Origin of the sequence: Burkholderia anthina, assembly GCF_902498995.1 — a bacterium.
In the GTDB taxonomy this organism is placed as follows: domain Bacteria; phylum Pseudomonadota; class Gammaproteobacteria; order Burkholderiales; family Burkholderiaceae; genus Burkholderia; species Burkholderia anthina.
On sequence record NZ_CABVLY010000015.1, the window covers coordinates 116,645 to 136,925 of the forward strand.

Annotated in this window: 19 protein-coding genes; 6 read left to right on the forward strand and 13 right to left on the reverse strand. The window is 68.1% G+C overall.

Going from position 1 to position 20,281, the window contains the following annotated elements; all coding sequences use genetic code 11:
• Positions 1-36: 36 nt before the first annotated feature.
• Positions 37-1,926, reverse strand: coding sequence for a sigma-54-dependent Fis family transcriptional regulator (locus tag BME24068_RS19870; protein ID WP_174927109.1), 1,890 nt, complete (start codon positions 1,924-1,926; stop codon positions 37-39).
• Between the two features lie 330 nt (positions 1,927-2,256).
• Between BME24068_RS19870 and BME24068_RS19875 the strand changes: the two genes are divergently transcribed.
• The gene (locus BME24068_RS19875; protein ID WP_096502023.1) at positions 2,257-2,448 is read left to right on the forward strand and encodes a DUF2964 family protein; all 192 of its coding nucleotides are present in this window, start codon (positions 2,257-2,259) and stop codon (positions 2,446-2,448) included.
• Between the two features lie 242 nt (positions 2,449-2,690).
• Positions 2,691-2,978 carry a DUF1488 family protein gene (locus BME24068_RS19880; RefSeq protein WP_096501666.1) on the forward strand — a complete coding sequence of 96 codons (288 nt, stop codon included), beginning with the start codon at positions 2,691-2,693 and terminating at the stop codon, positions 2,976-2,978.
• 120 nt (positions 2,979-3,098) lie between these two features.
• Here BME24068_RS19880 and BME24068_RS19885 read toward each other — a convergent pair whose 3' ends face one another.
• The 3 genes from BME24068_RS19885 to BME24068_RS19895 are packed head-to-tail and all read right to left on the reverse strand — an operon-like array spanning position 3,099 to position 4,840.
• Positions 3,099-3,962, reverse strand: a complete 864-nt coding sequence (locus BME24068_RS19885) for an MBL fold metallo-hydrolase (RefSeq protein WP_096501664.1) — start codon at positions 3,960-3,962, stop codon at positions 3,099-3,101.
• 3 nt (positions 3,963-3,965) lie between these two features.
• Positions 3,966-4,292: a hypothetical protein gene (locus tag BME24068_RS19890; protein WP_174927110.1), complete on the reverse strand. Its 327-nt coding sequence runs from the start codon at positions 4,290-4,292 to the stop codon at positions 3,966-3,968.
• A gap of 11 nt (positions 4,293-4,303) precedes the next feature.
• Positions 4,304-4,840, reverse strand: coding sequence for a sugar ABC transporter (locus BME24068_RS19895; RefSeq protein WP_174927111.1), 537 nt, complete (start codon positions 4,838-4,840; stop codon positions 4,304-4,306).
• Positions 4,841-5,042: 202 nt separating this feature from the next.
• Between BME24068_RS19895 and BME24068_RS19900 the strand changes: the two genes are divergently transcribed.
• Positions 5,043-5,894 (forward strand): LysR substrate-binding domain-containing protein, encoded by an 852-nt coding sequence (locus BME24068_RS19900; protein WP_174927153.1) that lies wholly within the window; start codon positions 5,043-5,045, stop codon positions 5,892-5,894.
• Between the two features lie 91 nt (positions 5,895-5,985).
• On the opposite strand, the gene BME24068_RS19905 is transcribed toward BME24068_RS19900, so the two are convergent.
• Positions 5,986-7,287, reverse strand: coding sequence for an NCS2 family permease (locus BME24068_RS19905; protein WP_096501656.1), 1,302 nt, complete (start codon positions 7,285-7,287; stop codon positions 5,986-5,988).
• Between the two features lie 771 nt (positions 7,288-8,058).
• On the opposite strand from BME24068_RS19905, the gene BME24068_RS19910 reads away from it, so the two are divergent.
• Positions 8,059-8,337 (forward strand): hypothetical protein, encoded by a 279-nt coding sequence (locus BME24068_RS19910; protein ID WP_096501652.1) that lies wholly within the window; start codon positions 8,059-8,061, stop codon positions 8,335-8,337.
• Between the two features lie 171 nt (positions 8,338-8,508).
• On the opposite strand, the gene BME24068_RS19915 is transcribed toward BME24068_RS19910, so the two are convergent.
• From BME24068_RS19915 to BME24068_RS19950, 8 genes are all read right to left on the reverse strand, one after another.
• A complete protein-coding gene (locus tag BME24068_RS19915) occupies positions 8,509-8,883 on the reverse strand; it encodes a DUF2917 domain-containing protein (protein WP_096501650.1) in 375 nt (124 codons plus the stop codon).
• 251 nt (positions 8,884-9,134) lie between these two features.
• Entirely contained in the window at positions 9,135-9,422 is a 288-nt protein-coding gene (locus tag BME24068_RS19920) for a hypothetical protein (protein WP_096501648.1), read from the reverse strand.
• A gap of 101 nt (positions 9,423-9,523) precedes the next feature.
• On the reverse strand, positions 9,524-10,441 hold the full coding sequence (locus BME24068_RS19925; RefSeq protein WP_096501646.1) for a metal-dependent hydrolase: 918 nt from the start codon (positions 10,439-10,441) through the stop codon (positions 9,524-9,526).
• A gap of 34 nt (positions 10,442-10,475) precedes the next feature.
• Positions 10,476-12,263, reverse strand: coding sequence for an SDR family oxidoreductase (locus BME24068_RS19930; protein WP_174927112.1), 1,788 nt, complete (start codon positions 12,261-12,263; stop codon positions 10,476-10,478).
• A gap of 43 nt (positions 12,264-12,306) precedes the next feature.
• A complete protein-coding gene (locus BME24068_RS19935; protein ID WP_174927113.1) occupies positions 12,307-13,203 on the reverse strand; it encodes a M24 family metallopeptidase in 897 nt (298 codons plus the stop codon).
• A 333-nt stretch (positions 13,204-13,536) separates the two neighbouring features.
• Positions 13,537-14,310, reverse strand: coding sequence for a slipin family protein (locus BME24068_RS19940; protein ID WP_174927114.1), 774 nt, complete (start codon positions 14,308-14,310; stop codon positions 13,537-13,539).
• Positions 14,307-15,863 (reverse strand): NfeD family protein, encoded by a 1,557-nt coding sequence (locus BME24068_RS19945; RefSeq protein ID WP_174927115.1) that lies wholly within the window; start codon positions 15,861-15,863, stop codon positions 14,307-14,309. The genes BME24068_RS19940 and BME24068_RS19945 overlap by 4 nt, the downstream gene beginning before the upstream one ends.
• Before the next feature lie 121 nt (positions 15,864-15,984).
• Positions 15,985-17,022 (reverse strand): AraC family transcriptional regulator, encoded by a 1,038-nt coding sequence (locus tag BME24068_RS19950; protein ID WP_096501636.1) that lies wholly within the window; start codon positions 17,020-17,022, stop codon positions 15,985-15,987.
• Positions 17,023-17,159: 137 nt separating this feature from the next.
• Between BME24068_RS19950 and BME24068_RS19955 the strand changes: the two genes are divergently transcribed.
• Both BME24068_RS19955 and BME24068_RS19960 read left to right on the forward strand, forming a co-directional pair.
• Positions 17,160-18,293 carry an acyl-CoA dehydrogenase family protein gene (locus tag BME24068_RS19955; protein WP_096502021.1) on the forward strand — a complete coding sequence of 378 codons (1,134 nt, stop codon included), beginning with the start codon at positions 17,160-17,162 and terminating at the stop codon, positions 18,291-18,293.
• A gap of 173 nt (positions 18,294-18,466) precedes the next feature.
• Entirely contained in the window at positions 18,467-20,173 is a 1,707-nt protein-coding gene (locus BME24068_RS19960; protein ID WP_174927116.1) for an AMP-binding protein, read from the forward strand.
• Positions 20,174-20,281 lie beyond the last annotated feature (108 nt).

Genomic DNA, 20,281 nt, shown 5'->3' on the forward strand with positions numbered 1-20,281 from the left:
GAAGCCGCATGCGGCCGGCGCCCGCTGGCCGGCGCGTCAATGGCGGCGCAGGTAGCGGTACACGGTGTTGCGGGCGAGCCCGAGTTCCCGCGCGGCCGCCGACACGTTGCCGCCGTGCCGCGCGAGCACCGCATCGATCACCGCGGCCTGGTGGCTTTGCAGCGTCGTCGTTTCGCTTGCGTCGGCCGGCGCGGCGGGCGACGCCGATGCATCGTCGCAGTCGAGCCAGAAATCGTCGGGCAGATGCGCGAGCGCGATCTCGGCTTCGTCTTCGGCGAGCATGCCCGCGGTGCGCAGCACGTTGGTCATTTGCCGCAGGTTGCCGGGCCAGCGGTGGCGCATGAACGCGTCGAGCACGTCGGGCGCGAGACGGCACGGCATCGGCTCGCTGCGCGCGAGCCGCGCGAGGATGCGCTCGACCAGCGCCGGCAGGTCGGTGCGGTCGGCCAGTGCCGGCAGCGTGACCGCGAGGCCGTTGATCCGGTAGAACAGGTCTTCGCGGAACGTGCCTTCGGCGATCATCGCGCGCAGGTCGCGGTGAGTCGCGCAGACCACGCGCACGTCGACCGGCACCGCGCGCGCGCCGCCGAGCGGCATCACCGCGCGTTCCTGCAGCACGCGCATCAGCCGGACCTGCTGCGCGAGCGGCATGTCGCCGATTTCGTCGAGAAACAGCGTGCCGCCGTCGGCCTGCGCGATCTTGCCGGGGCTGCCGCGCTTGCGTGCGCCGGTGAAGGCGCCGTCCTCATAGCCGAACAGTTCGGCTTCGATCAGCGAATCCGGCAGCGCCGCGCAGTTCACCGCGACGAACGGGCCGTCCGAGCGCGGCGACGCCTGGTGCAGCGCGCGGGCGAGCCATTCCTTGCCGGTGCCCGTCTGGCCGAGGATCAGCAGCGGCAGGTCGCGTCCGCGGATCTTCGCGACGCGTTCGAGCACCGCGGCCATGCGCGCGTCGCCGGTGTCGAGCGTCGCGAACGTGATCGCGTCGGGGTCCTGTGCGGGCACGCGCACGGCAGGGGCGGGCGGCGTGACGGCGACCGTCGTCTTGTGCGCTTCCGCGAATTCGCAGCGCGCGAGCACGCGCACGCCGGTCGGCAGCGTCAGGCGGAACGATGCGCCGGGCGCGCGCGCCGCCTGCTGGGCGAGCTGGCCGAACTGCATGCCGAACAGCGCATCGCAGCCGCGATGCTGCAAGGCATCGAACGTTGCGCCGAGCTGGAATTGTGCGCTGCGATTCGCGGCGATCAGCCCGCCGTCGGGGCCGAACGCAACGAGCCCGGCGAACAGCGAGTCGACGCAATCCTCGTGGGCGTGAAAGCGCAGCCGCAGCGCCTGCGCGCACTGGTTCGCGAACAGATGGTTCTCGATCAGCTGCGCGGACATCCGCACCAGCGCGAGCGTATGCGAGCTGAACCCGCGCGGGTCGCCGCTGACGTCGAGCGCGCCGAGCGTGCGGCCGAACGGATCGATGATCGGCGCGCACGAGCAGGTGAGGATGTGGTTGGCGCGCAGGAAGTGTTCGGGGCCGTGTACCGCGACGGCCTGGCCGGACGCGAGCGCGGTGCCGATCGCATTGGTGCCGCGTGCGCCTTCGGCCCACGACACGCCGTTGCACAGTGCGACGCGGTTTGCTTTCTCGATGAAGTCCGCGTCGCCGATGCTGTGCAGGATCACGCCGTCGGCATCGGTGAGCAGCACGAGGCTTTGCGTGTCGGCGATCTGTGCGTGGAGGTCTTCCATCACCGGGCGCGCATGTGCGAACAGTGCATGGTTCGTGTCGAGCAGTTCGCGCAGTGCGAGCAGCGACAGCGGCGAGAAATCGGGGTGCTCGTTCGCGCGCAGGCCGACCGCGGTCGAACGCGCATGCGCCTGCGCGAGCAGGTCGATGCGGCCCGTGGTGGCGGGCAGCACGAAAGATTGAGGCATGTCTTGTCTCCTGTCGACCAGAGTTAGCGCTTTAGCGCTTGCTCTGGTTCCATGCTTCGCGGTCGGCTGGAATGGATGCTTCAGCGCTTGCTTGGCCCCGACGCTTCGCACTCGGTCCCGGCCAGCGCTTCCGCACCGCAACAACCCAAACCCCGGCCGCCGCCTTGATATCGCACCATCATACAAGCGCCGCGTGCGTTGCGCGACCGCGAACAAAATCCCCTTGCTTTTAAGCGTATGCCTGCAATGATTGAAGTGGAGCACGCACGCGCCGTGTTCCGCATCGCAACATGCATGCGACGTGACATGCATCCGTTCGGGAGACGCATCATGGTTCGAACGGAACTGAGAGTCGTGCTGGCGGCCATCGCCACCTTCATCATGCTGGGCGGCATCGCCGTGGCGATCCACGGCCTGCTGTTCGACCTGGGCACCGCGGTGCGATACGGGGCCGCCGCCATCGCGGTGGGCGCCACGACCGCGGCGATCTCGCTGAACATCTGGCCGACCGACCCTCACTGACGCCGTTTGGCCCAGGGTGCCGGATGCCGCGCAGGTCAGACGAAATGCGCGTCGGAACGACGCACATCGCAAATTTTGCCTCCTGCGCGAAACCGTCTAAAGTGGAATGCAACCGGCATGCATTGTTCGCGCCATACCCCCGCGAACGGTGTCTCTGTCGGCGAGCCCGCGTACATTCTCGTCCGGCCGGTAGCGGACGATGGACGCGGTCATTCGCTTTCTACCGGCGATAGGCGGCTCCCATGCAGATCCATTTCACGAACGAGAAGCCCGAATATTCGGGGCGCGACTTGATGCTCGGGTTCATGGCGTTGGTCAATGGCGAGCGTGTCCAATGTCAGATTACAGCCGAGGCGCTGGAGGACCATTTCGGTGCGGCATCGCCGCGCTTCGAGGACATGGTCGGTGCGTACGATCAGCATCGCGAACGTATCGAGGCGGCCGCACGGCGGCTGCTGTCCGAAACGCGTGCGCAATGCGTGACGCTGCGTAGCGGCTACGTGCGCTTCTATGAGGCGAACTGGCGCTGAACCGGACGACCGGGCAGCGACTGAGCGGGCGCCGGTTACCGGCGCCCGTGTCGTATCGGCGCATGCGTGCCGGGCCGGACGCGCGCGCGACGATGCGCGCGTCGTTTCCCTCTTTCTCTGTCAGTCCGCCCCGGTGAGCGCATACGCGCCACCGGTTTCGCCGTGCGCTCGCGCGATGCGCGCGAAGCCCGTTTCGGCGAGATGCATTCCCGCGATCAGCAGATCGTCCGAAGCTGCTTCGGCGAGCGTGGCCGCGCGCGTCGCGACAGCCAGCGCCGGATCGTGATCGAACGCGATCGACACGTCCGGACGCGCGACCTGAATCGGCGCGAAATGCACGAGATCGCCCCAGATCAACAGACGCTCGTCATGCGATTCGACGCGATACCCCGTGTGGCCGGGCGTATGTCCCGGTAGCGGCACCGCGACGATGCCGGGCAGCACGTCGCCCGCTTCGATGGTGCGCAGCCGGGCGCGACAGGCATCGAACGCGCGCCGCGCGATCCGGAAATTGCCGCGGGCCCGTTCGTTGGCCTGCTCGAACGCCGCGTCGTCCAGCCAGAACGCCCGTTCCCGTTCGTGAATGCGCACCTCCGCGTGCGCGAAGGCCGGTTGCCCGTCCGGGTCGAGCAAGCCGCCGATGTGGTCGGGGTGCGCGTGCGTCAGCAGGATCGTGTCGATGTCGCGCGCGTCGATGCCGGCTTGCGCCAGCGACGGCATCAGCCGGCCGCCCCAGTTGCGGATGCCGCCGGCACCGGTGTCGACGAGCACGGTGCGGCCATGCCCGCGGATCACGTAGCAGTTGATATTGACGCTCGACGGCGCGGCGATGCCCGCGCGGTGCATGATGCCGGTCGCGTCGTCGGTCTCGATGTTCGACAGCAGGTCGAGGCCGGCGGTCAGTGCGCCGTCGCTGATGGCGACGACCGAGAAATCGCCGACCCGGCGGCACGGAAACGGGGGGCGGGGAAGGAGTTCGCTCATGGCTCAATGTCGGGCGTGAAGGTGGGCGGCGTCGTAGCCGAAGCAGCGGATGCGCGCGACGCATCCGGTGTGGCGAAGCATCTCGCGATCCAGCGAGACCATGAAGCGATCCATCAATTCAGGGGTGCGAAACGGTTGGATGCGATAGCGGATTTCGGCGCTGACGGGATGCCCGTGGCCGTGCCGGACCGGAACGTGGATGACGTGGACCGTGCCGGGCGCGGCCTGCAACACGTCGGTGCAGAGCGTCGCGCAGGCCGACGACAGCGCGTCGAGCGCGGCGTTCGACGGCATGTTCGCCTCCGCGATGAAAATCGTGACGCTGGGCATGGCCGGCCCCCTCAGCGCGCGGCCGCGCTGACGAGCTGTTCGCCCATCGGCGCATAGAGCCGGATCGCGGCGCCGCACGCGTCGGCCGCCTCGGACGCATGCGGCGTCTGATCGCGATCGAGAACGGCCAGCCAACGGGATGCCGGCTGGCGGTCCAGCGCGACTGCGTGAATGGCCGTGGCGGCGATTCCCGCTTGCGCGAACGGGGCCGCGTCTTCGCAAACGGCCAGCCATTGATGATCGGCGACGACCGGCGCGGATGCTGCGCTGTCGTACACGTTGCGTCGCCACTCGACGATGTGCGGCTGCCAGCGCGCGAAGTTGCCGCCGCCGTTGTCGCGATACGCGGCCGACGCCAGCACGTCGGCGCTGTCGATCGTGTGCAGCGCGAGGTAGACGGGGCCGTCGCCGCCGACGGCGCGCAAGCGTTGCGACGTGCGAAAGCCCGGCACCGAGATCAGCGCGGGAAGCTTGATCCGGCTGTAGAAGTCGTTCCATTCGGCTTCGGTCGCGGGATCGGCGAAGCTGCATTCAACGGCATAGATCATGACATCTCCAACGGGGTAGCGAGCGGCCTTCGGCATCGATCGCCGCTCGACGGGTTGAGTTTTTGTCATGATAATTAGCCGGGGAACGGGTGAAAAACGATGATTCGTCACCGTTCATTGATCTTTGGTCAAGCTTCGGCCAACCACTGCAGAACCGGGAGCAATCGTGACGCGACGCAGGATTCCGAGCAATTCGGCATTGATGGCATTCGAGGCCGCGGCGCGGCACGGCAGTTTCGCGCGCGCCGCCGACGAACTGGCGTTGACGGAAGGCGCGATCAGCCGCCAGATCGGCCGGCTCGAGACGTTCCTGGGCGTCGCGCTGTTCGAGCGCATCGGCAACCGCGTGCGGGTGGCGCCGAACGGCGTGCGCTACGCGGCGCAGGTTCGCGAAGTGCTGGACCGGCTCGAGCGCGACAGCCAGTACATGATGGGGCAGCCCGGCGACGGCGGCAGCATCGACATCACCGTGACGCCGACATTCGCGACGCGCTGGCTGATTCCCCGGCTCAAGCGGTTTCAGGCGCGGCATCCGAACATCACGGTGCATTTCGCCGATCGCGCCGAGCCGTTCGTGCTGGCCGGCAGCGGTTTCGATGCGGCGATTCATTTCGAGCATCCGGCATGGGCCGGCATGCATACGTACCGGTTATGCGAGGAGGTGCTCGTGCCGGTCTGCCATCCGTCGCTGCTCGCCGGCGGGGATCCGGATGCGCTGCTCGGCACGCTGCCGCGCCTTCACAAGCGCCAGACGCCCGATGCGTGGTCGGCATACGTGCACGAAACGGGGTTGCCGGTGAGCAACCCGGCCGCCGGCGCACGCTACGATCTTTACTCGATGCTGATCGCGGCGGCCGTGGCCGGGCTCGGCGTCGCGCTGGTGCCGCGGCTGTACGTCGACACCGAGATTGCGCAAGGCTTGCTCGCGGCGCCCTGGCCGGACGGGCGGGACGTGGTCAAGCGTTTCTGTCTCGTGCTGCCGGATGCGCTGGAACTCGGCGAAGGGCCGCTGCAGACCTTCGCGCGCTGGGTGCTCGGCGAGGCGGACTCGTGACCGGGCATCGTCGGCGCCGCGCGCGTATCCCAACGAAAACGCCACCCGGAGGTGGCGTTGTTTCATCGTGCATCGCGCCGCGGCGCGCGCATCACTCGCTGCCGAGATAGAAGAAGCGGAACAGGAACACGGCCGCGATGATCCACACGATCGGCTTGACCGAGCGGACCTGGCCCGTCAGCAGCTTGAGGCCGCCGTATGCGATGAAGCCGAACGCGACGCCGTTCGCGATCGAGTACGTGAACGGCATCAGCAGCGCGGTCAGCGCGGCCGGCACGGCTTCGGTCGCGTCGTCCCACGGCACGTCGACCATCTCGCGCAGCATCAGGCACGACACGTACAGCAGCGCGGGCGCGGTCGCGTAGGCCGGCACGACGCCGGCGAGCGGCGCGATGAACAGGCATGCGAGGAACAGCACCGCGACGGTGAGCGCGGTCACGCCCGTACGGCCGCCGGCCTGCACGCCCGACGCGCTTTCGATATACGCGGTGGTCGACGACGTGCCGAGTATCGAGCCCGCGACGATCGCGGTGCTGTCGGCGAGCAGCGCCTTGTTCAGGCGGTTCATCTTGCCTTCGACGAGCAGGCCCGCGCGGTTCGCGACGCCCATCAGCGTGCCGGTCGCATCGAACAGTTCGACGAGGAAGAACACGAGAATCACGTTGATGATGCCGGTCGACAGCGCCGCGTGGATGTCGAGCTTGAACAACGTCGCGTCGATCGACGGCGGCGCGGAGAACACGCCGTGGAACTGGTTGTCGCCGAAGAAGAACGACAGGATCGTGACGCCGATGATGCCGATCAGGATCGCGCCGCGCACGCGCAGGTGGTCGAGCGTGACGATCGTGAAGAAGCCGATGATCGCGAGGACCGTGTCGTGCTTGTGCAGGTCGCCGAGCGCGACGAGCGTGGCCGGGTTGCCGACGATCACGCCCGACGTCTTCAGCGAGATGATGCCGAGGAACAGCCCGATGCCGGCCGTGATCGAGATGCGCAGCGATCTCGGAATGCCGTTGACGATCGCCTCGCGCACGCGGAACAGCGTGACGAGCAGGAACAGGCAGCCGGAGATGAACACCGCACCGAGCGCGGCCTGCCACGTGAAGCCCATCCCCTTGACGACCGTGTAGGCGAAATACGCGTTCAGGCCCATGCCGGGCGCGCACGCGATCGGGTAGTTCGCATACAGCCCCATGATGATCGACGCCAGCGCCGCGACGAGGCAGGTCGCGACGAACACGGATTCCTTCGGCATGCCGGCGTCGCCGAGGATCGCGGGGTTGACGAAGATGATGTAGGCCATCGTCAGGAACGTGGTGACGCCCGCGAGTATTTCGGTGCGGAAGTCGGTGCCGGCTTCAGCGAAGCCGAAATACCGCTTGATGGATTCCATGAAGGCGTTTCTCCGGTCGGGTTGTCGTGTTGCTTGTTGTGCCGAATTGTTGTAGAGGCAGTGCGGCCGGCTTACTGTAACCAGCCACTATTGCCGGGCTATCGGCGGATTGTAATAGCGCGGATAGCTCGGACGATATAGTCGTGGGGCTCGATCGGCCGCGCTCGCGCGGACGGTCTGGCAGCCCTGCCGCGCGAGGAAGGCGCGCATTTTACCGGTTCGCGCGAAGCGGACGGGCGGAAACGATGGAAACGGTTCGAAAGCGGGGTTCGAAAGCGGGTGGCCGGCGCCGGCCGATGCGGGCGCAACGGAATGGAGCGTGGGTGTGGCGCGGCTGCCACGTGATGACACGCGACTGAAACGGAGCGCCCGCATGCTTGGCGGACGCGGTGCGCATGCGAGGTACGCGTGAACGCGCGAGCGTGGCCGCGGCGAATGCGCAGCGGCGTGCATCGGCCATTCGTCAGTCCAGGCGGTTGCAGCGATCGGGTTATCGTGCGCCGAAGCCGTGCCGTGCGCAACTGTCATTTCGCGATGCGGGTTCGACTGTGGTTTCTGTGTAAAAGATTGCAAGACCCCATCGCGTAAACCGGCAACTCTTTCTAGGATAGATACACCGCGCACACACGCCGGCCGGTTGTTGCCGACGCGGGGGAGTCGCAGTCCGTGCGGGTCAGGCGGTGAAGTGCGGTGACGGTCGTTGCGCGTTCGGGCAGGCGCGACCGATTGCGATTGCCCGATGCGGGTTCGTCCGTAATCACGGAGGTCAGCATGTTGAACTGGATCAGCCGTTGGGCGATGCGGCACGCCCCCACGCCGGAAAAAACCGCTGCGTCGATGCTCGTGACGGCGCGTATGGAACTGTTCGCAGCCGAACAGCGCGTCATCGATGCGAAATTACAGGCGGATTACTGGCGCGCACGCGTGTCATTTCTCGAGGAGGTGCAGAAGCAAGGCATCGACCCGTGGGTGACTTCGCAGGCTGCGCAACGCCCCGACCTCGATTCCACTCCCCGCAGCACGGGCCCGCGTCTCGCCGCCAGCACCTGATGCCCTCGATGCATCCGAGGGTTGCGCACGGCGCGCGATCGCTCGCGGCACGCACTCGCGTGCCGCGTCATTCGATACGCACCTGCGACGCGTTGCGCCGCGGGTGCGTCCGTTTCGGCGGGATGTGCACGCGCATGGCGTGACACCCGTTCTGCGCCCGAGCGCACATCGTCATTCCGTTCTTCGCCATCGTCCGACGAGCAAACGTTGCACGTGCGCGAGCGCGCGCTTGAGCCGTTCGCCGCGCCGCACGTAGGCGAGCGTGATCGACGCTTCGGCCGATCGCGCGTCGTCGGTGCCGAGCCAGATGCGATCGCCGCGTGCGATGCGCAGCACGTCGCCGGGTTGCACCCAGTAGTCGTCGATGCGCGGCGGACGCGTGATCCACAGCGGCGCGCCGTGCGCGCGGATTTCCGCATCGCCCGGCGCACGCCAGGCGAGTGTCGTGCGCGGCGCGACCGCGAAACGGATCACGACGGTCGGTAATGCGATCGTGCCGGTGCGGCGCAGATCGGGACGGTCGAACAACGGGCTTGCCTGGTCCATCGTCTTCTCCATTCATTGAGCCGGACGGATGACGGGCACCAGAACAAAAAGGCCTCATCCGTTTCCGGTGAGGCCTTGTGTGACATGCGGTACTGCTCGGATGCTAACGCACAAGCGCCTCCCGTGAACCATTCTTTCGAATGTTCATCGGGCAATGATTCGCGATGGCGAAGTGCTTGAACGTAGGCATGCGAACGAGTGTGTCGATGTCGTACGGCGTTGTCAACGACTATTTTCGAGACAGGCGGCGATCACGCGTCGCGCTGGGCGAGCCCGTTGACGAGCAGTTCGGACAGCAGGCCCGTCATCCCGTTCGGATGCGTGGCGGCGTGTGCCTTCAGTTGTTCGACGAGCTCGGCGTTCAGCTTGCACGCGAACGGCACGAGGCCCTGTTCCTGGTCGAGCTTGCGCTGCGCGCGGCGATCGAGCTTCGCCGCTTCGTCGGCACCCTTGCCGAAGCGCGCGGAGCTCGACTGCTTCATCGAGTGCGTCAGCTTGAGCGCCTTGTTCTTTTCTAGATCGGTTTTCTTCATGGCCATCGCGGCACCTCCGGGAAATGAAGCCGCGATTGTACGCATTTCGGCGGGCGCCGCTCGCCGGAACCGTCACGAAGGCGATGACGCAGCCGATCAGGCACCCGCTACGCAGCCGATTCCGTGTTCTTCGCCGTGCCCCAGTTGCCGCCGTGCGCGGCCGCCTGCGCGGCCGGCGAGCGTGCGAGATACGCGAGCGCCTGCTCGGTCGAGCCTTCGTGGTGCGGCGTATAGCCCGGCTTGAAATAGCGCAGCGCCGCGCCGATCACTTTCCAGAACGACGGCAGGTGCCCGCGCCGCGAACCTTTCCACCACGACAGCACGAAGCCGGGATAGCGGCCGGCGGCGGGATCGCGCCGGTACATGAATCGCGCGCCGCTCGTGATGAAGTAGAGCAGCAGCACGATCACGAACGCCATGTGCACGCAGCGCTCCAGGTAGGTGCCGCCCATGTGGTTGTAGATGTCGAACGCGACGGTCCGGTGTTCGACTTCCTCCGCGCCGTGCCAGCGCAGCAGGTCGACCATCGTCGGATCCGCGCGGCCTTCGTCGAGACCGTGCGCATTCAGCACCCAGTTGCCGAGATAGCCGAAGAAATGTTCGAGCGATGCGATCACCGCAAGCTGCTGTCGCAGCCAGAAGCGTGTGTGGCCGATCTTCAGCCCGAACGGCGCTTCGCCGAGCACGCGCGTGAACAGCCAGTTCAGCTTCTGCGTGAACGGCTTCGTGTCGATCCCGTGCCGGTCGTAGTAGTGCTTGAGCACGCCGCCGTGCGAGCGCGAATGCACGGCTTCCTGGCGCAGGAAACCTTCGGCTTCGTCGCGCAGGCGCGCATCGGTGATATGCGGCAGCGCCTTGTTGTACACGCGGCAGAACCACAGCTCGCCTTCCGGGAACAGCAGGTTCAGCGTGTTGATGATGTGCGTGCTGCCCGGATCGTTCGGCACCCATGTGACCGGCGTGTCGCTGAAGTCGAACTTCACGTGCCGGGCCTTGATCCTGTGATAGTCGGCGGTAGCGGTCATCTGTGTCTCCGTTACTGTGCGGCGGCCTGCGCCGTCAATGCGATGCCATGCTGATGCGGGCGAGCATCCGTCCAAGCCACGGCATGAAGCGGCCGACGAAGCGCAGCGCATGCGCTTCGGTGCCCACCGCGACCACCGGGCGGTTGCGCAGCACGCCGTCGACCATTGCCTGCGCAACGGTCTCGGGCTTCAGGCCGCGCATCTGGTACAGCTTCGTCGCGCGTTTGCGCAGCCGTGCCTCGTCCTGTGCGTTGGCGCCCGCGTATTGCGTCGACGCCATGATTCCGGTTTCCGCGAAACCCGGGCACACGGCCGTTACGCCGATGCCTTTGTCCGCGAGCTCGGCCCGCATGCATTCGCTGAGCATCAGCACGGCGGCCTTCGTCGTCGCATAGGCGGGCAGGTCGCGCGACGGCCCGAACGCGGCGGCCGATGCGGTATTGATGATGTGCCCGCCGGTGCCGCGCGCGGCCATCTGCTGCGCGAACAGCCGCGAGCCGTGAATCACGCCCCACAGGTTCACGTGCAGGATGCGCTCCCAGTGCGCGGCGCTCGTATCGAGCATGCCGCCGGCCATGCCGATGCCCGCGTTGTTGATCACGACGTCCGCGCCGCCGAGTGCGCTGCCGACCCACGTCGCGAGCGCTTCCATGTCGTCGGCGGACCCGACGTCCACGCGTTTCGCGTGGGCTTGCGCACCGGTCAGCCCGAGCAGCAGCGCGGTGCGCTCGGCGCTTGCGAGATCGATGTCGCACGCGACGACCGTCGCGCCTTCGCGGGCGAACGCGAGGGCCGCGCAGCGGCCGATGCCGCTGCCCGCACCCGTGACGACCGCGACCTTGCCGCTGAAGCGGCCGCTGGTTGCGCGGCGGCGTGCATTCGCGAGCGCGGGCGGCTCGTTGCCCGATTCGACCGTATCGATCAGTTGCTCGGCGAGGCCGGCGAAGCGTTCCGGGTCGGCGAGCGGCAGCCAGTGGCCGGCCGCGACTTCGCGTCGGTAGTACTGCGGCACCCAGCGCGACAGGTTCTCGGACAGCGCGGGGCTCACGTACTTGTCGCCGAGCGGCACGAGTGTCTGCACCGGCGCATGCGCGTAGCGTTCGCGCGGCGTGAAGAGGCAGCGGATGAAGTTCGCGCGATACAGGCGCACGCCGCGCGCGCCGTCGTCGGCCTGCGTCGCGCGTGCTGCCGCGGGCGTCTTCTCGACCCGGCGCAGCAGGCCCGGCCATGCCCGGCCGAGCCACAGCCGCCAGCCGAGCTCGGGGATGAACGGCAGGTGGAACAGGTACACGTACCACGAGCGCACGAGCTGGCCGCCGAGCTTGGCCAGCGACGCGGGCGTCGGATGCAGCACGCGTTCGCGCAGCCAGAAGCCGACGTGGTCGAGACACGGCCCCGAGCACGACGTGTACGACGCGATGCGGCCGGCGAGCCGCGGATCGGTGACGAATTCCCAGCCCTGGATCGAGCCCCAGTCGTGCGCGATCAGGTGCACCGCGCGCCCCGGGCAGAGCGCATCGATCACCGCGACGAAGTCGTCGGTCAGCTTGGCGAGGTGGTAGTCGGCCGTGCGTTTCGGCGCGCCGGACAGGCCCGCGCCGCGCACGTCGTACGCGATCACGTAGTGCTTGCGCGCGAGCAGCGGGGCGACCTGCCGCCACACGCTGCTGTCGTCGGGATAGCCGTGCACGAGCACGACCGGCGAGCGGGACGGGTCGCCCCAGGTCCTGACGGCGAGCGTCAGGTCGCCGGAGGCGACGGCCGTCTCGCTGTGGACCGATTCGAACAGGGCCAGCGGCGCTTCGTCGGAAAGAGGCTGCATCGTGAGTCCGTCGTTCAGGGATTCGGGGAAGGGCGCGCAGGCGTCAGGCGGCGGCCGGCACGCTCGCGACGGCCTGCGCGCGTTCGGCCTGGCGGCGCTGCCAGCGGCGCACGTGCGGCAGGTCGTCGTCGAGCCAGTACGCGTCGTCGTCGGTGATCACCAGCAGTTCCTCGAATTTCGCGCCGACGCCGGAGAAGCCGAGATGCGGTTCGACGGCCCACAGGCCCGGCACCGGCGCGTGCTCGGAGCGGCGGTCGATCGACCACAGCGGCGACCAGCCCTGCTGCCTGGCCGCACGGCCCTGGTCGAGCAACAGGTTGCGCGTCGCGTTCAGCCCGAAGCGCGCGACGAAGCGCGGCTTCGACAGCTTGTGGATCTTCGCGACGCGATGCGCGAGCACCTTGAACGGATAGGCCTTGTGGCGCGGCTCGACCCCCTGGCGGCGGCACAGCGCGTCGACCGCCTGCGCGACCTCGGCCATCGGGCGGCGCTCCTTCACGAGGCGCACGATCATGTCGCGATGGTCCATCAGGTCGTCCTGCAGTTGTTCGAGGATCGGGTTGTGGCCGAGACAGTGCGCATAGCCGACGTCGGCGACGACACCGTCGAGCACGGGCGCGACGTCGAGGATCACGGGCATGTCGGTCTCGAGCTGACGGCTGCTCGGGAAGAACGCGAGATTGAAACCCCCCATGTGTTTCAGGCCGGAGAAGCCTTCGAACGCGGTGCGGTCGCCGAACCACGCGAACGGCTTGTGCAGCCAGTCGTGCACGCCGTTGTCCTGCAGCCATTCGGTCAGCAGGCGCGCGGCTGCCTTCTCGGTGATGCCGGGATAGAGCATCGCGCCGACCGTTTCGACACAGCGGTAGGCAAGCTGCTGAACCGCGCGGAATTGCGGCAGCTCGTCGAGGTGGACTTCCGGCAGCGGGTGGTCGGCCATGATGCGTCTCCGTCTCCAGGTGGGGCGCTGATCCGGAACGCGCCCGCCGATGTCGCCGTCGCGGGTTATTCAGTCAGCATTTAATGTGTCATTGATTGATGTAAAGATCATAGACGGTTCCGCGTGCCGGGAAGTGAGGATTTGTCCTAATGGAAGGGGGAAATGGAGGGAGGGCTCTAGCGGGGCGGGGCATGCAAGTCGGGGGACCGATACGCCGCAGTTGCCTTGGCGTACCGGGCCGGAATGTCTTCGGCTGGCATGCGTGCCGGATTCCCGAGTCGATGATCCGGAAATCCCGACTGGTGAACGGATGACATCGGGCAGATGCCGCCGTCACCGTTCCGGTTTCGACCCCAGCCGATCCAGCAACGCCCCCAGCAGATCGACCGGCAGCGGAAACACGATCGTCGAATTCTTGTCCGCCGCGATCGTCGTCAGCGTCTGCAGGTAGCGCAACTGCATCGCCTGCGGCTGCTGCGCGAGCCGCTGTGCGGCCTGCAGCAGCTTCTCCGACGCCTGCAGCTCGCCTTCCGCATGAATCACCTTCGCGCGCCGCTCGCGCTCGGCCTCGGCCTGCCGCGCGATCGCGCGCACCATCGTTTCGTTCAGGTCGACGTGCTTGATCTCGACCGTCGACACCTTGATCCCCCACGCGTCGGTCTGCGCGTCCAGCGTCTTCTGGATATCCGCGTTCAACTGCTCGCGCTCGGCGAGCAGCGCGTCGAGCTCGTGCTTGCCGAGCACCGCGCGCAGCGTCGTCTGCGCGAGCTGGCTCGTCGCCTCGACGAAGCGCGCGACCTGGATCACGGCCTTCTCCGGATCGACGACGCGGAAATACACGACCGCATTGACCTTCACCGACACGTTGTCGCGCGTGATCACGTCCTGCGACGGCACGTCGAACACGACGGTGCGCAGGTCGATCCGCACGACCTGCTGGACGATCGGGATGATCAGCACGAGCCCAGGCCCCTTCACCTTCCAGAACCGGCCGAGCATGAACACGACGCCGCGCTCGTACTCGCGGAAGATGCGGATCGACGACGCGGCGAGCACGACGATGAAGACGATCAGGACGCTGCTGAAACCGAACGTGTAACCGATCATGAAGGTTCTCCCTGATGTGGGTCCTGCGGCCGCGTGTCGTACAGCGGCGCGACGGTGAGCATCAGCCCGTGCCGGCCGGTGACGCGCACGCGGCAGCCGGCGGCGAGCGGCTCGCTGCTCGCGACGCGCCAGCGTTCGCCGTGCACGAGCGCCCAGCCGGCGGCCGACGGTGCGGGGCCGGCGGCGCCATGCGGCTGATCCGGGTGGAGGCCGTCGTCGAGCACTTCGCCGATGCTGCCGAGCATCGCCTCGGCGCCGGTCACGACCGGCCGCCGCCGCGCGCGCAGCGCGACGCTCGACACGCCGGCAACCAGCAACCCGCCGCCGATCGCGAGGCCCGCGATCACCGGCCACGGAATCCCGTAGCCGGGCACGTCGGTGTCGATCAGCATCAGCGCGCCGATCGTGAACGACACGATTCCGCCGAAGCCGAGCACGCCGAAGGTCGGCAGGAACGCCTCGGCGACGAGGCAGCCCAGACCGAGCAGCACGAGCCCGAGGCCCGCATAGCTGATCGGCAGCAACTGCATCGCGAACAGCCCGACCAGCAGACAGATCGTGCCGGCGACGCCCGGCAGCACGAAGCCCGGGTTCGCGAATTCGAAGAACAGGCCGTAGATGCCGATCGTCAGCAGGATCAGCGCGACGTTCGGATCGGCGATGATCGACAGGAAGCGGCTGCGCCAGTCGGGTGCGAGCACGACGAGCGGCGCATGCGCGGTCGCAAGGTGCAGCGTGCCGGCGGTGGTCGTCACGGCACGGCCGTCGAGCTGGCGCGCGAGATCGGCGGGATCCTGCGCGATCAGGTCGACCACATGCTGCGCGCGCGCTTCGCTCGCCGACAGGCTCACGGCTTCGCGCACCGCGCGCTCGGCCCACGCGGCATTGCGGCCGCGCAACTGCGCGAGGCCGCGGATGTACGCGGCGGCGTCCTGCGTCGCCTTGCGGATCTCGGTGGATTGCGTGTCGTTCGGCAGCTCGGCCGGCTTCGCGGCCGCGCCGGAGGCGCCCGCGGTACCCGGCGTCGCGGAGGGTGTCGGTGGCGTTGCACCCGGCGCGCCGCCGCCGATCCCGAACTGCACGGGCGATGCCGCGCCGAGGTTGGTGCCGGGCGCCATCGCGGCGACGTGGCTCGCATAGACGATATAGGTGCCCGCGCTGGCGGCCCGTGCGCCGCCCGGCGCGACGAACGCCGCGACCGGCACCGGCGAGGCCAGGATCGCCTTGATGATCTGCCGCATCGACGTGTCGAGGCCGCCGGGCGTATCGAGCTGCAGGATCGCGAGCGGCACGTGTTCGCGCGCGGCGCGCTCGAGCGAGCGGACGATGAAGTCGGCGCTGGCCGGCCCGATCGCGCCGTTGACCGGAATCACGACGACGGGCGGCGCGGCGGCGGGCGCAGCAGCGGGGGGCGAGGCAGGCGGTGCGGCGACCGCCGCGCAGACGACGAGCAGCGCCGCGAACAGTGCGGCGCGCGCGACCCGCGCGGACAGCGGGTGACGGAGGCGGCCGTCGGGCGAAGCGGGCGGCGGCCCATGACGGTGAATGCGCATCGGGGCGTCCGGGCGGCGCGCGGCCGCACGCCGTCCGGCTTGCGGAAAGGGCGTTGGCCCGATGCTTGAAGCTTAGGCGGTTTCGGCGGAAAGCGCGAAGGCGGGGCCGCCGGCCGCGTGCTCAGCCCGCGCTGCCGCTCCCGCGCGCGAGCGCTTCCTCGCGATACTCGGCCGGGCTGCGCCCGCTCCACTTGCGAAACGCGCGGTAGAACGCACTCGGTTCCGCGAAACCGGTGGCGGCGGCGACGTCGGCGATGGTCCGCGACGGATCGGCCAGCGCCTCGAACGCGAGATCGCGCCGCAGCGTGTCCTTGATCGACTGGTACGCATGGCCCTCCTGGTGCAGCTTGCGGCGCAGCGTCGCTTCGGCCACGTGCAGCCGCGCAGCCATTCCGCCCGCGCCGGGCCACGACGCGGGCGGCATCCCGCGCAGCACGGTGCGTACGCGCTGCGCGAGCGCGTTCGGGTTGCGGTACTTGACGATGAAGCTGGCCGGCGCGTTGCGCAGGAACGCCTTCAGCGTCTTTGCGTTCTGCACGATCGGCAGCGTCGCGAATTCGGGATCGAAATCGACATACGAATCGGGCTGGTTGAACCGCATGTCGTCGCACAGCATCGACGGGTATTCGTGATCGGTGGGCGGCGTGTCGCAGCGGAAGCTCGCGTGCAGCACCGGGATCCGCCGCCCGATCAGCCAGCAGGTGAGCCCGTAGACGATGATGAAATAGGTCGCGTACGTGAACATCGCGGGCGCCGCGGCGCTGTTGCGGTGCACGAAACGCAGCCGCACGCGCTGCGGATTGGCGTCCAGCTCCGCGTGCAGGTCGTCGAGCACGCAGTGCATGAAGTTCACCGCGCGCGCCATCGCGTGCGCGCCGTCCTGCGCGGACAGCGCGGCCTGGCTCATCGCGATGAAGCTGCCGCTGCGCATCGGGTGGCGATCCTGCCCGAAAAATTCGTCGTCGAGCGCGCGCGCGATGGCGTTCCACAACGCGCCGTATTGCTGCGCGGACACCCGCGCACGCGGCTGCGCCAGCAGCGCGGGCGCGATGCCGGCCTGCGCGAGCAGCGGCTCGGCCGCGACGCCGCGCCGGGTGGCGAGCGCGAGGCTGTACGCGACGAGGCTGATCGCGACGGTTCCCTTGTCTTCCTGCTTCATCGACGCCGCCGGTATGGCAAAAACGCTCAGTGTAAATGAGCGGCGCGAGCATCGAACAGTCGCGCGTGCTTGCCTACACTTGTTGCATCGAAACGGAAGGTCGGTCGCGGCATGCGGCCTCGGGAGACAGCAGCACCATGGACGAGCTTTATACCGAAGACCAGCGGATGATTCGCGACGCCGCGCGCGCCTTTGCCACCGAAGTGCTGGCGCCGAACGCCGCGCAGTGGGACCACGACGCGAAACTGCCCGACGCCGTCGTCGCGCAGCTCGGCGAACTCGGCCTGCTCGGGATGATCGTGCCGCAGGAGCTGGGCGGCGCCTATACGGACTACGTCGCGTATGCGCTGGCGATGGAGGAGATCGCCGCCGGCGACGCCGCGTGCGCGACGATGATGAGCGTGCACAACTCGGTCGGCTGCGGGCCGATCCTCGGTTTCGGCACGCCCGCGCAGAAGGATCGCTGGCTCGCCGAGATGGCGGCGGGCCGCATCATCGGCGCGTTCTGCCTGACCGAGCCGCAGGCCGGCTCCGAAGCGAACAACCTGCGCACGCGTGCGGAACTGCGCGACGGCAAATGGGTGCTGAACGGCGCGAAGCAGTTCGTGACCAACGGCCAGCGTGCCGGGGTCGCGATCGTTTTTGCCATGACCGACCCGGAAGCCGGCAAGCGCGGCATATCCGCGTTCCTGGTGCCGACCGACACGCCGGGCTTCATCGTCGGCAAGCCGGAGAAGAAGATGGGCATTCGCGCATCGGACACGTGCCCGATCACGCTCGAGAACTGCGCGATCCCCGAGGAAAACCTGCTCGGCAATCGCGGCGAAGGGCTGAAGATCGCGCTGTCGAACCTGGAAGGCGGGCGCATCGGCATTGCCGCGCAGGCGCTCGGCATCGCACGCGCCGCGTTCGACAAGGCGCGCCGCTACGCGGGCGAGCGCGTGCAGTTCGGCAAGCCGATCGCCGAGCATCAGGCGATCCAGCAGAAGCTTGCCGACATGGCCACGCAGATCAACGCGGCGCGCCTGCTCGTGCATCACGCGGCGAAGCTGCGCACGGCCGGGCTGCCGTGCCTGTCGGAAGCGTCGCAGGCAAAGCTGTTCGCGTCCGAGATGGCCGAGCGCGTGTGTTCGGATGCGATCCAGATTCACGGCGGCTACGGCTACCTGGCCGATTACGAAGTCGAGCGTCATTATCGCGACGCACGCATCACGCAGATTTACGAAGGCACCAGCGAAGTGCAACGGATGGTGATCGCGCGACAGCTTTGAGTCGCCGAATTCGTTGCGCAGGCAACGATATGGCGAGCAGCGCACGAGGGTAGCGCGGCAAACGCGGCACGCAACGACGTGACCGTGCGCCGCGCGACAGGGAACCGGGCATGGGCTGCAGCGCATGCGCCGGTTGACCGCCGGGTTTGGAGACTGGAGACGGAGACGACACGATGACGGTACAGGCATTCCTGGACGCACGCGACTTCCTGCTGCGCCATCGCACCGACTACGAAACCGCTTACCGCGATTTCGAATGGCCGGTGCTCGACGCGTTCAACTGGGCGCTCGACTATTTCGACCCGATGGCGCGCGGCAACGACAAGCCCGCGCTATGGATCGTCGACGCGGCAACCGGTACGGGCGACCCGTATTCGTTCGCGCAGATGTCCGAGCGCTCGTCGCGCATCGCGAACTGGCTGCGCGGGATCGGCGTCGTGCGCGGCGACCGGATCCTGCTGATGCTGCCCAACCGCGTCGAGCTGTGGGACGCGATGCTCGCCGCGATGAAGCTCGGCGCGATCGTGCTGCCGGCGACCACGCAGCTGTCGGCCGACGACGTGCGCGATCGCGTGCAGATCGGCGGCGCGAAATACGCGATCGTCGACGAGAACGAAACCGCGAAGTTCGAACAGGCCGATCTCGGCCTCGCGCAGAAGATCGTCGCCGGCGCGCCGCGCGCGGGCTGGCTCGCGATGAACGACGGCTATGCGGCGAGCGCCGCGTTCGAGCCGGACGCCGTCACGCGCGCGAACGATCCGATGCTGCTGTATTTCACGTCGGGCACGACGTCGAAGCCGAAGCTCGTCGAGCATACGCATCGCACCTACCCGGTCGGGCACCTGTCGACGATGTACTGGGTCGGTCTGCAACCCGGCGACATCCACTGGAACATCAGCTCGCCGGGCTGGGCGAAGCACGCGTGGAGCTGCTTCTTCGCGCCGTGGAATGCGCAGGCGTGCGTGTTCGCATTCAACTACGCGCGCTTCGAGCCGAAGGTCGTGCTCGATGCGCTCGTCAAATACCAGGTGACCACGCTGTGCGCGCCGCCGACCGTGTGGCGCATGCTCGTGCAGCAGCCGCTCGCGTCGTTCGACGTGAAGCTGCGCGAGATCGTCGGCGCGGGCGAGCCGCTGAATCCCGAGATCATCGAGCGCGTGAAGAAGGCGTGGGGCATCACGATTCGCGACGGCTACGGCCAGACCGAGACGACCTGCCTGATCGGCAACTCGCCGGGCCAGCCGGTCGTCGCGGGCTCGATGGGCCGGCCGCTGCCCGGCTACCGGATCGCGCTGCTCGACCCGGACGGCGTGCCCGTCGGCGAAGGCGAGATCGCGCTGCCGATCGGCCCCGACGTGACGCGCCCGGTCGGGCTGATGAACGGCTACGCGAACAACCCCGACGCAACCGCGCATGCGATGCGCGACGGCCATTACCGCACGTCGGACATCGCGATGCGTGGCGACGACGGCTACTACGTGTACGTCGGCCGCGCGGACGACGTGTTCAAGTCGTCCGACTACCGGCTGAGCCCGTTCGAACTCGAGAGCGTGCTGATCGAGCACCCGGCGATCGCGGAAGCGGCCGTCGTGCCGAGCCCGGACCCGGTGCGGCTGGCGGTGCCGAAGACGTTCATCACGCTGCGGCAGGGCTACGAGGAAAGCCCGGCGCTCGCGCTGGAGATCTTCCGCTTCTCGCGTGAGAAGCTCGCCCCGTACAAGCGCATCCGCCGGCTGCAATTCGCGGAGCTGCCGAAGACCATCTCGGGGAAGATCCGCCGCGTCGAGCTGCGCCGCCGCGAGATCGAGCGCGGCGACGACGCGAGCGCGCGGATGCCCGGCGAATACTGGGAAGAAGATTTCGCCGCCGAACTGAAATGACCGGCCGCGGGCCGTGCGCGCCGCATTCCGCGGCCGCCGCCCGCCCCCGGATTGAACCGGCCGCGCGGGGCGATGGCGCTGCGCGGCCTACTGCAAGGAGAGTGCATC

What these genes read in the sequence shown, in the direction of transcription:
- BME24068_RS19870 (WP_174927109.1), bottom strand. Translation starts at nt 1,926, where the DNA reads ATGCCTCAATCTTTCGTGCTGCCCGCCACCACGGGCCGCATCGACCTG.
- BME24068_RS19875 (WP_096502023.1), top strand. Translation starts at nt 2,257, where the DNA reads ATGGTTCGAACGGAACTGAGAGTCGTGCTGGCGGCCATCGCCACCTTC.
- BME24068_RS19880 (WP_096501666.1), top strand. Translation starts at nt 2,691, where the DNA reads ATGCAGATCCATTTCACGAACGAGAAGCCCGAATATTCGGGGCGCGAC.
- BME24068_RS19885 (WP_096501664.1), bottom strand. Translation starts at nt 3,962, where the DNA reads ATGAGCGAACTCCTTCCCCGCCCCCCGTTTCCGTGCCGCCGGGTCGGC.
- BME24068_RS19890 (WP_174927110.1), bottom strand. Translation starts at nt 4,292, where the DNA reads ATGCCCAGCGTCACGATTTTCATCGCGGAGGCGAACATGCCGTCGAAC.
- BME24068_RS19895 (WP_174927111.1), bottom strand. Translation starts at nt 4,840, where the DNA reads ATGATCTATGCCGTTGAATGCAGCTTCGCCGATCCCGCGACCGAAGCC.
- BME24068_RS19900 (WP_174927153.1), top strand. Translation starts at nt 5,043, where the DNA reads ATGGCATTCGAGGCCGCGGCGCGGCACGGCAGTTTCGCGCGCGCCGCC.
- BME24068_RS19905 (WP_096501656.1), bottom strand. Translation starts at nt 7,287, where the DNA reads ATGGAATCCATCAAGCGGTATTTCGGCTTCGCTGAAGCCGGCACCGAC.
- BME24068_RS19910 (WP_096501652.1), top strand. Translation starts at nt 8,059, where the DNA reads ATGTTGAACTGGATCAGCCGTTGGGCGATGCGGCACGCCCCCACGCCG.
- BME24068_RS19915 (WP_096501650.1), bottom strand. Translation starts at nt 8,883, where the DNA reads ATGGACCAGGCAAGCCCGTTGTTCGACCGTCCCGATCTGCGCCGCACC.
- BME24068_RS19920 (WP_096501648.1), bottom strand. Translation starts at nt 9,422, where the DNA reads ATGGCCATGAAGAAAACCGATCTAGAAAAGAACAAGGCGCTCAAGCTG.
- BME24068_RS19925 (WP_096501646.1), bottom strand. Translation starts at nt 10,441, where the DNA reads ATGACCGCTACCGCCGACTATCACAGGATCAAGGCCCGGCACGTGAAG.
- BME24068_RS19930 (WP_174927112.1), bottom strand. Translation starts at nt 12,263, where the DNA reads ATGCAGCCTCTTTCCGACGAAGCGCCGCTGGCCCTGTTCGAATCGGTC.
- BME24068_RS19935 (WP_174927113.1), bottom strand. Translation starts at nt 13,203, where the DNA reads ATGGCCGACCACCCGCTGCCGGAAGTCCACCTCGACGAGCTGCCGCAA.
- BME24068_RS19940 (WP_174927114.1), bottom strand. Translation starts at nt 14,310, where the DNA reads ATGATCGGTTACACGTTCGGTTTCAGCAGCGTCCTGATCGTCTTCATC.
- BME24068_RS19945 (WP_174927115.1), bottom strand. Translation starts at nt 15,863, where the DNA reads ATGCGCATTCACCGTCATGGGCCGCCGCCCGCTTCGCCCGACGGCCGC.
- BME24068_RS19950 (WP_096501636.1), bottom strand. Translation starts at nt 17,022, where the DNA reads ATGAAGCAGGAAGACAAGGGAACCGTCGCGATCAGCCTCGTCGCGTAC.
- BME24068_RS19955 (WP_096502021.1), top strand. Translation starts at nt 17,160, where the DNA reads ATGGACGAGCTTTATACCGAAGACCAGCGGATGATTCGCGACGCCGCG.
- BME24068_RS19960 (WP_174927116.1), top strand. Translation starts at nt 18,467, where the DNA reads ATGACGGTACAGGCATTCCTGGACGCACGCGACTTCCTGCTGCGCCAT.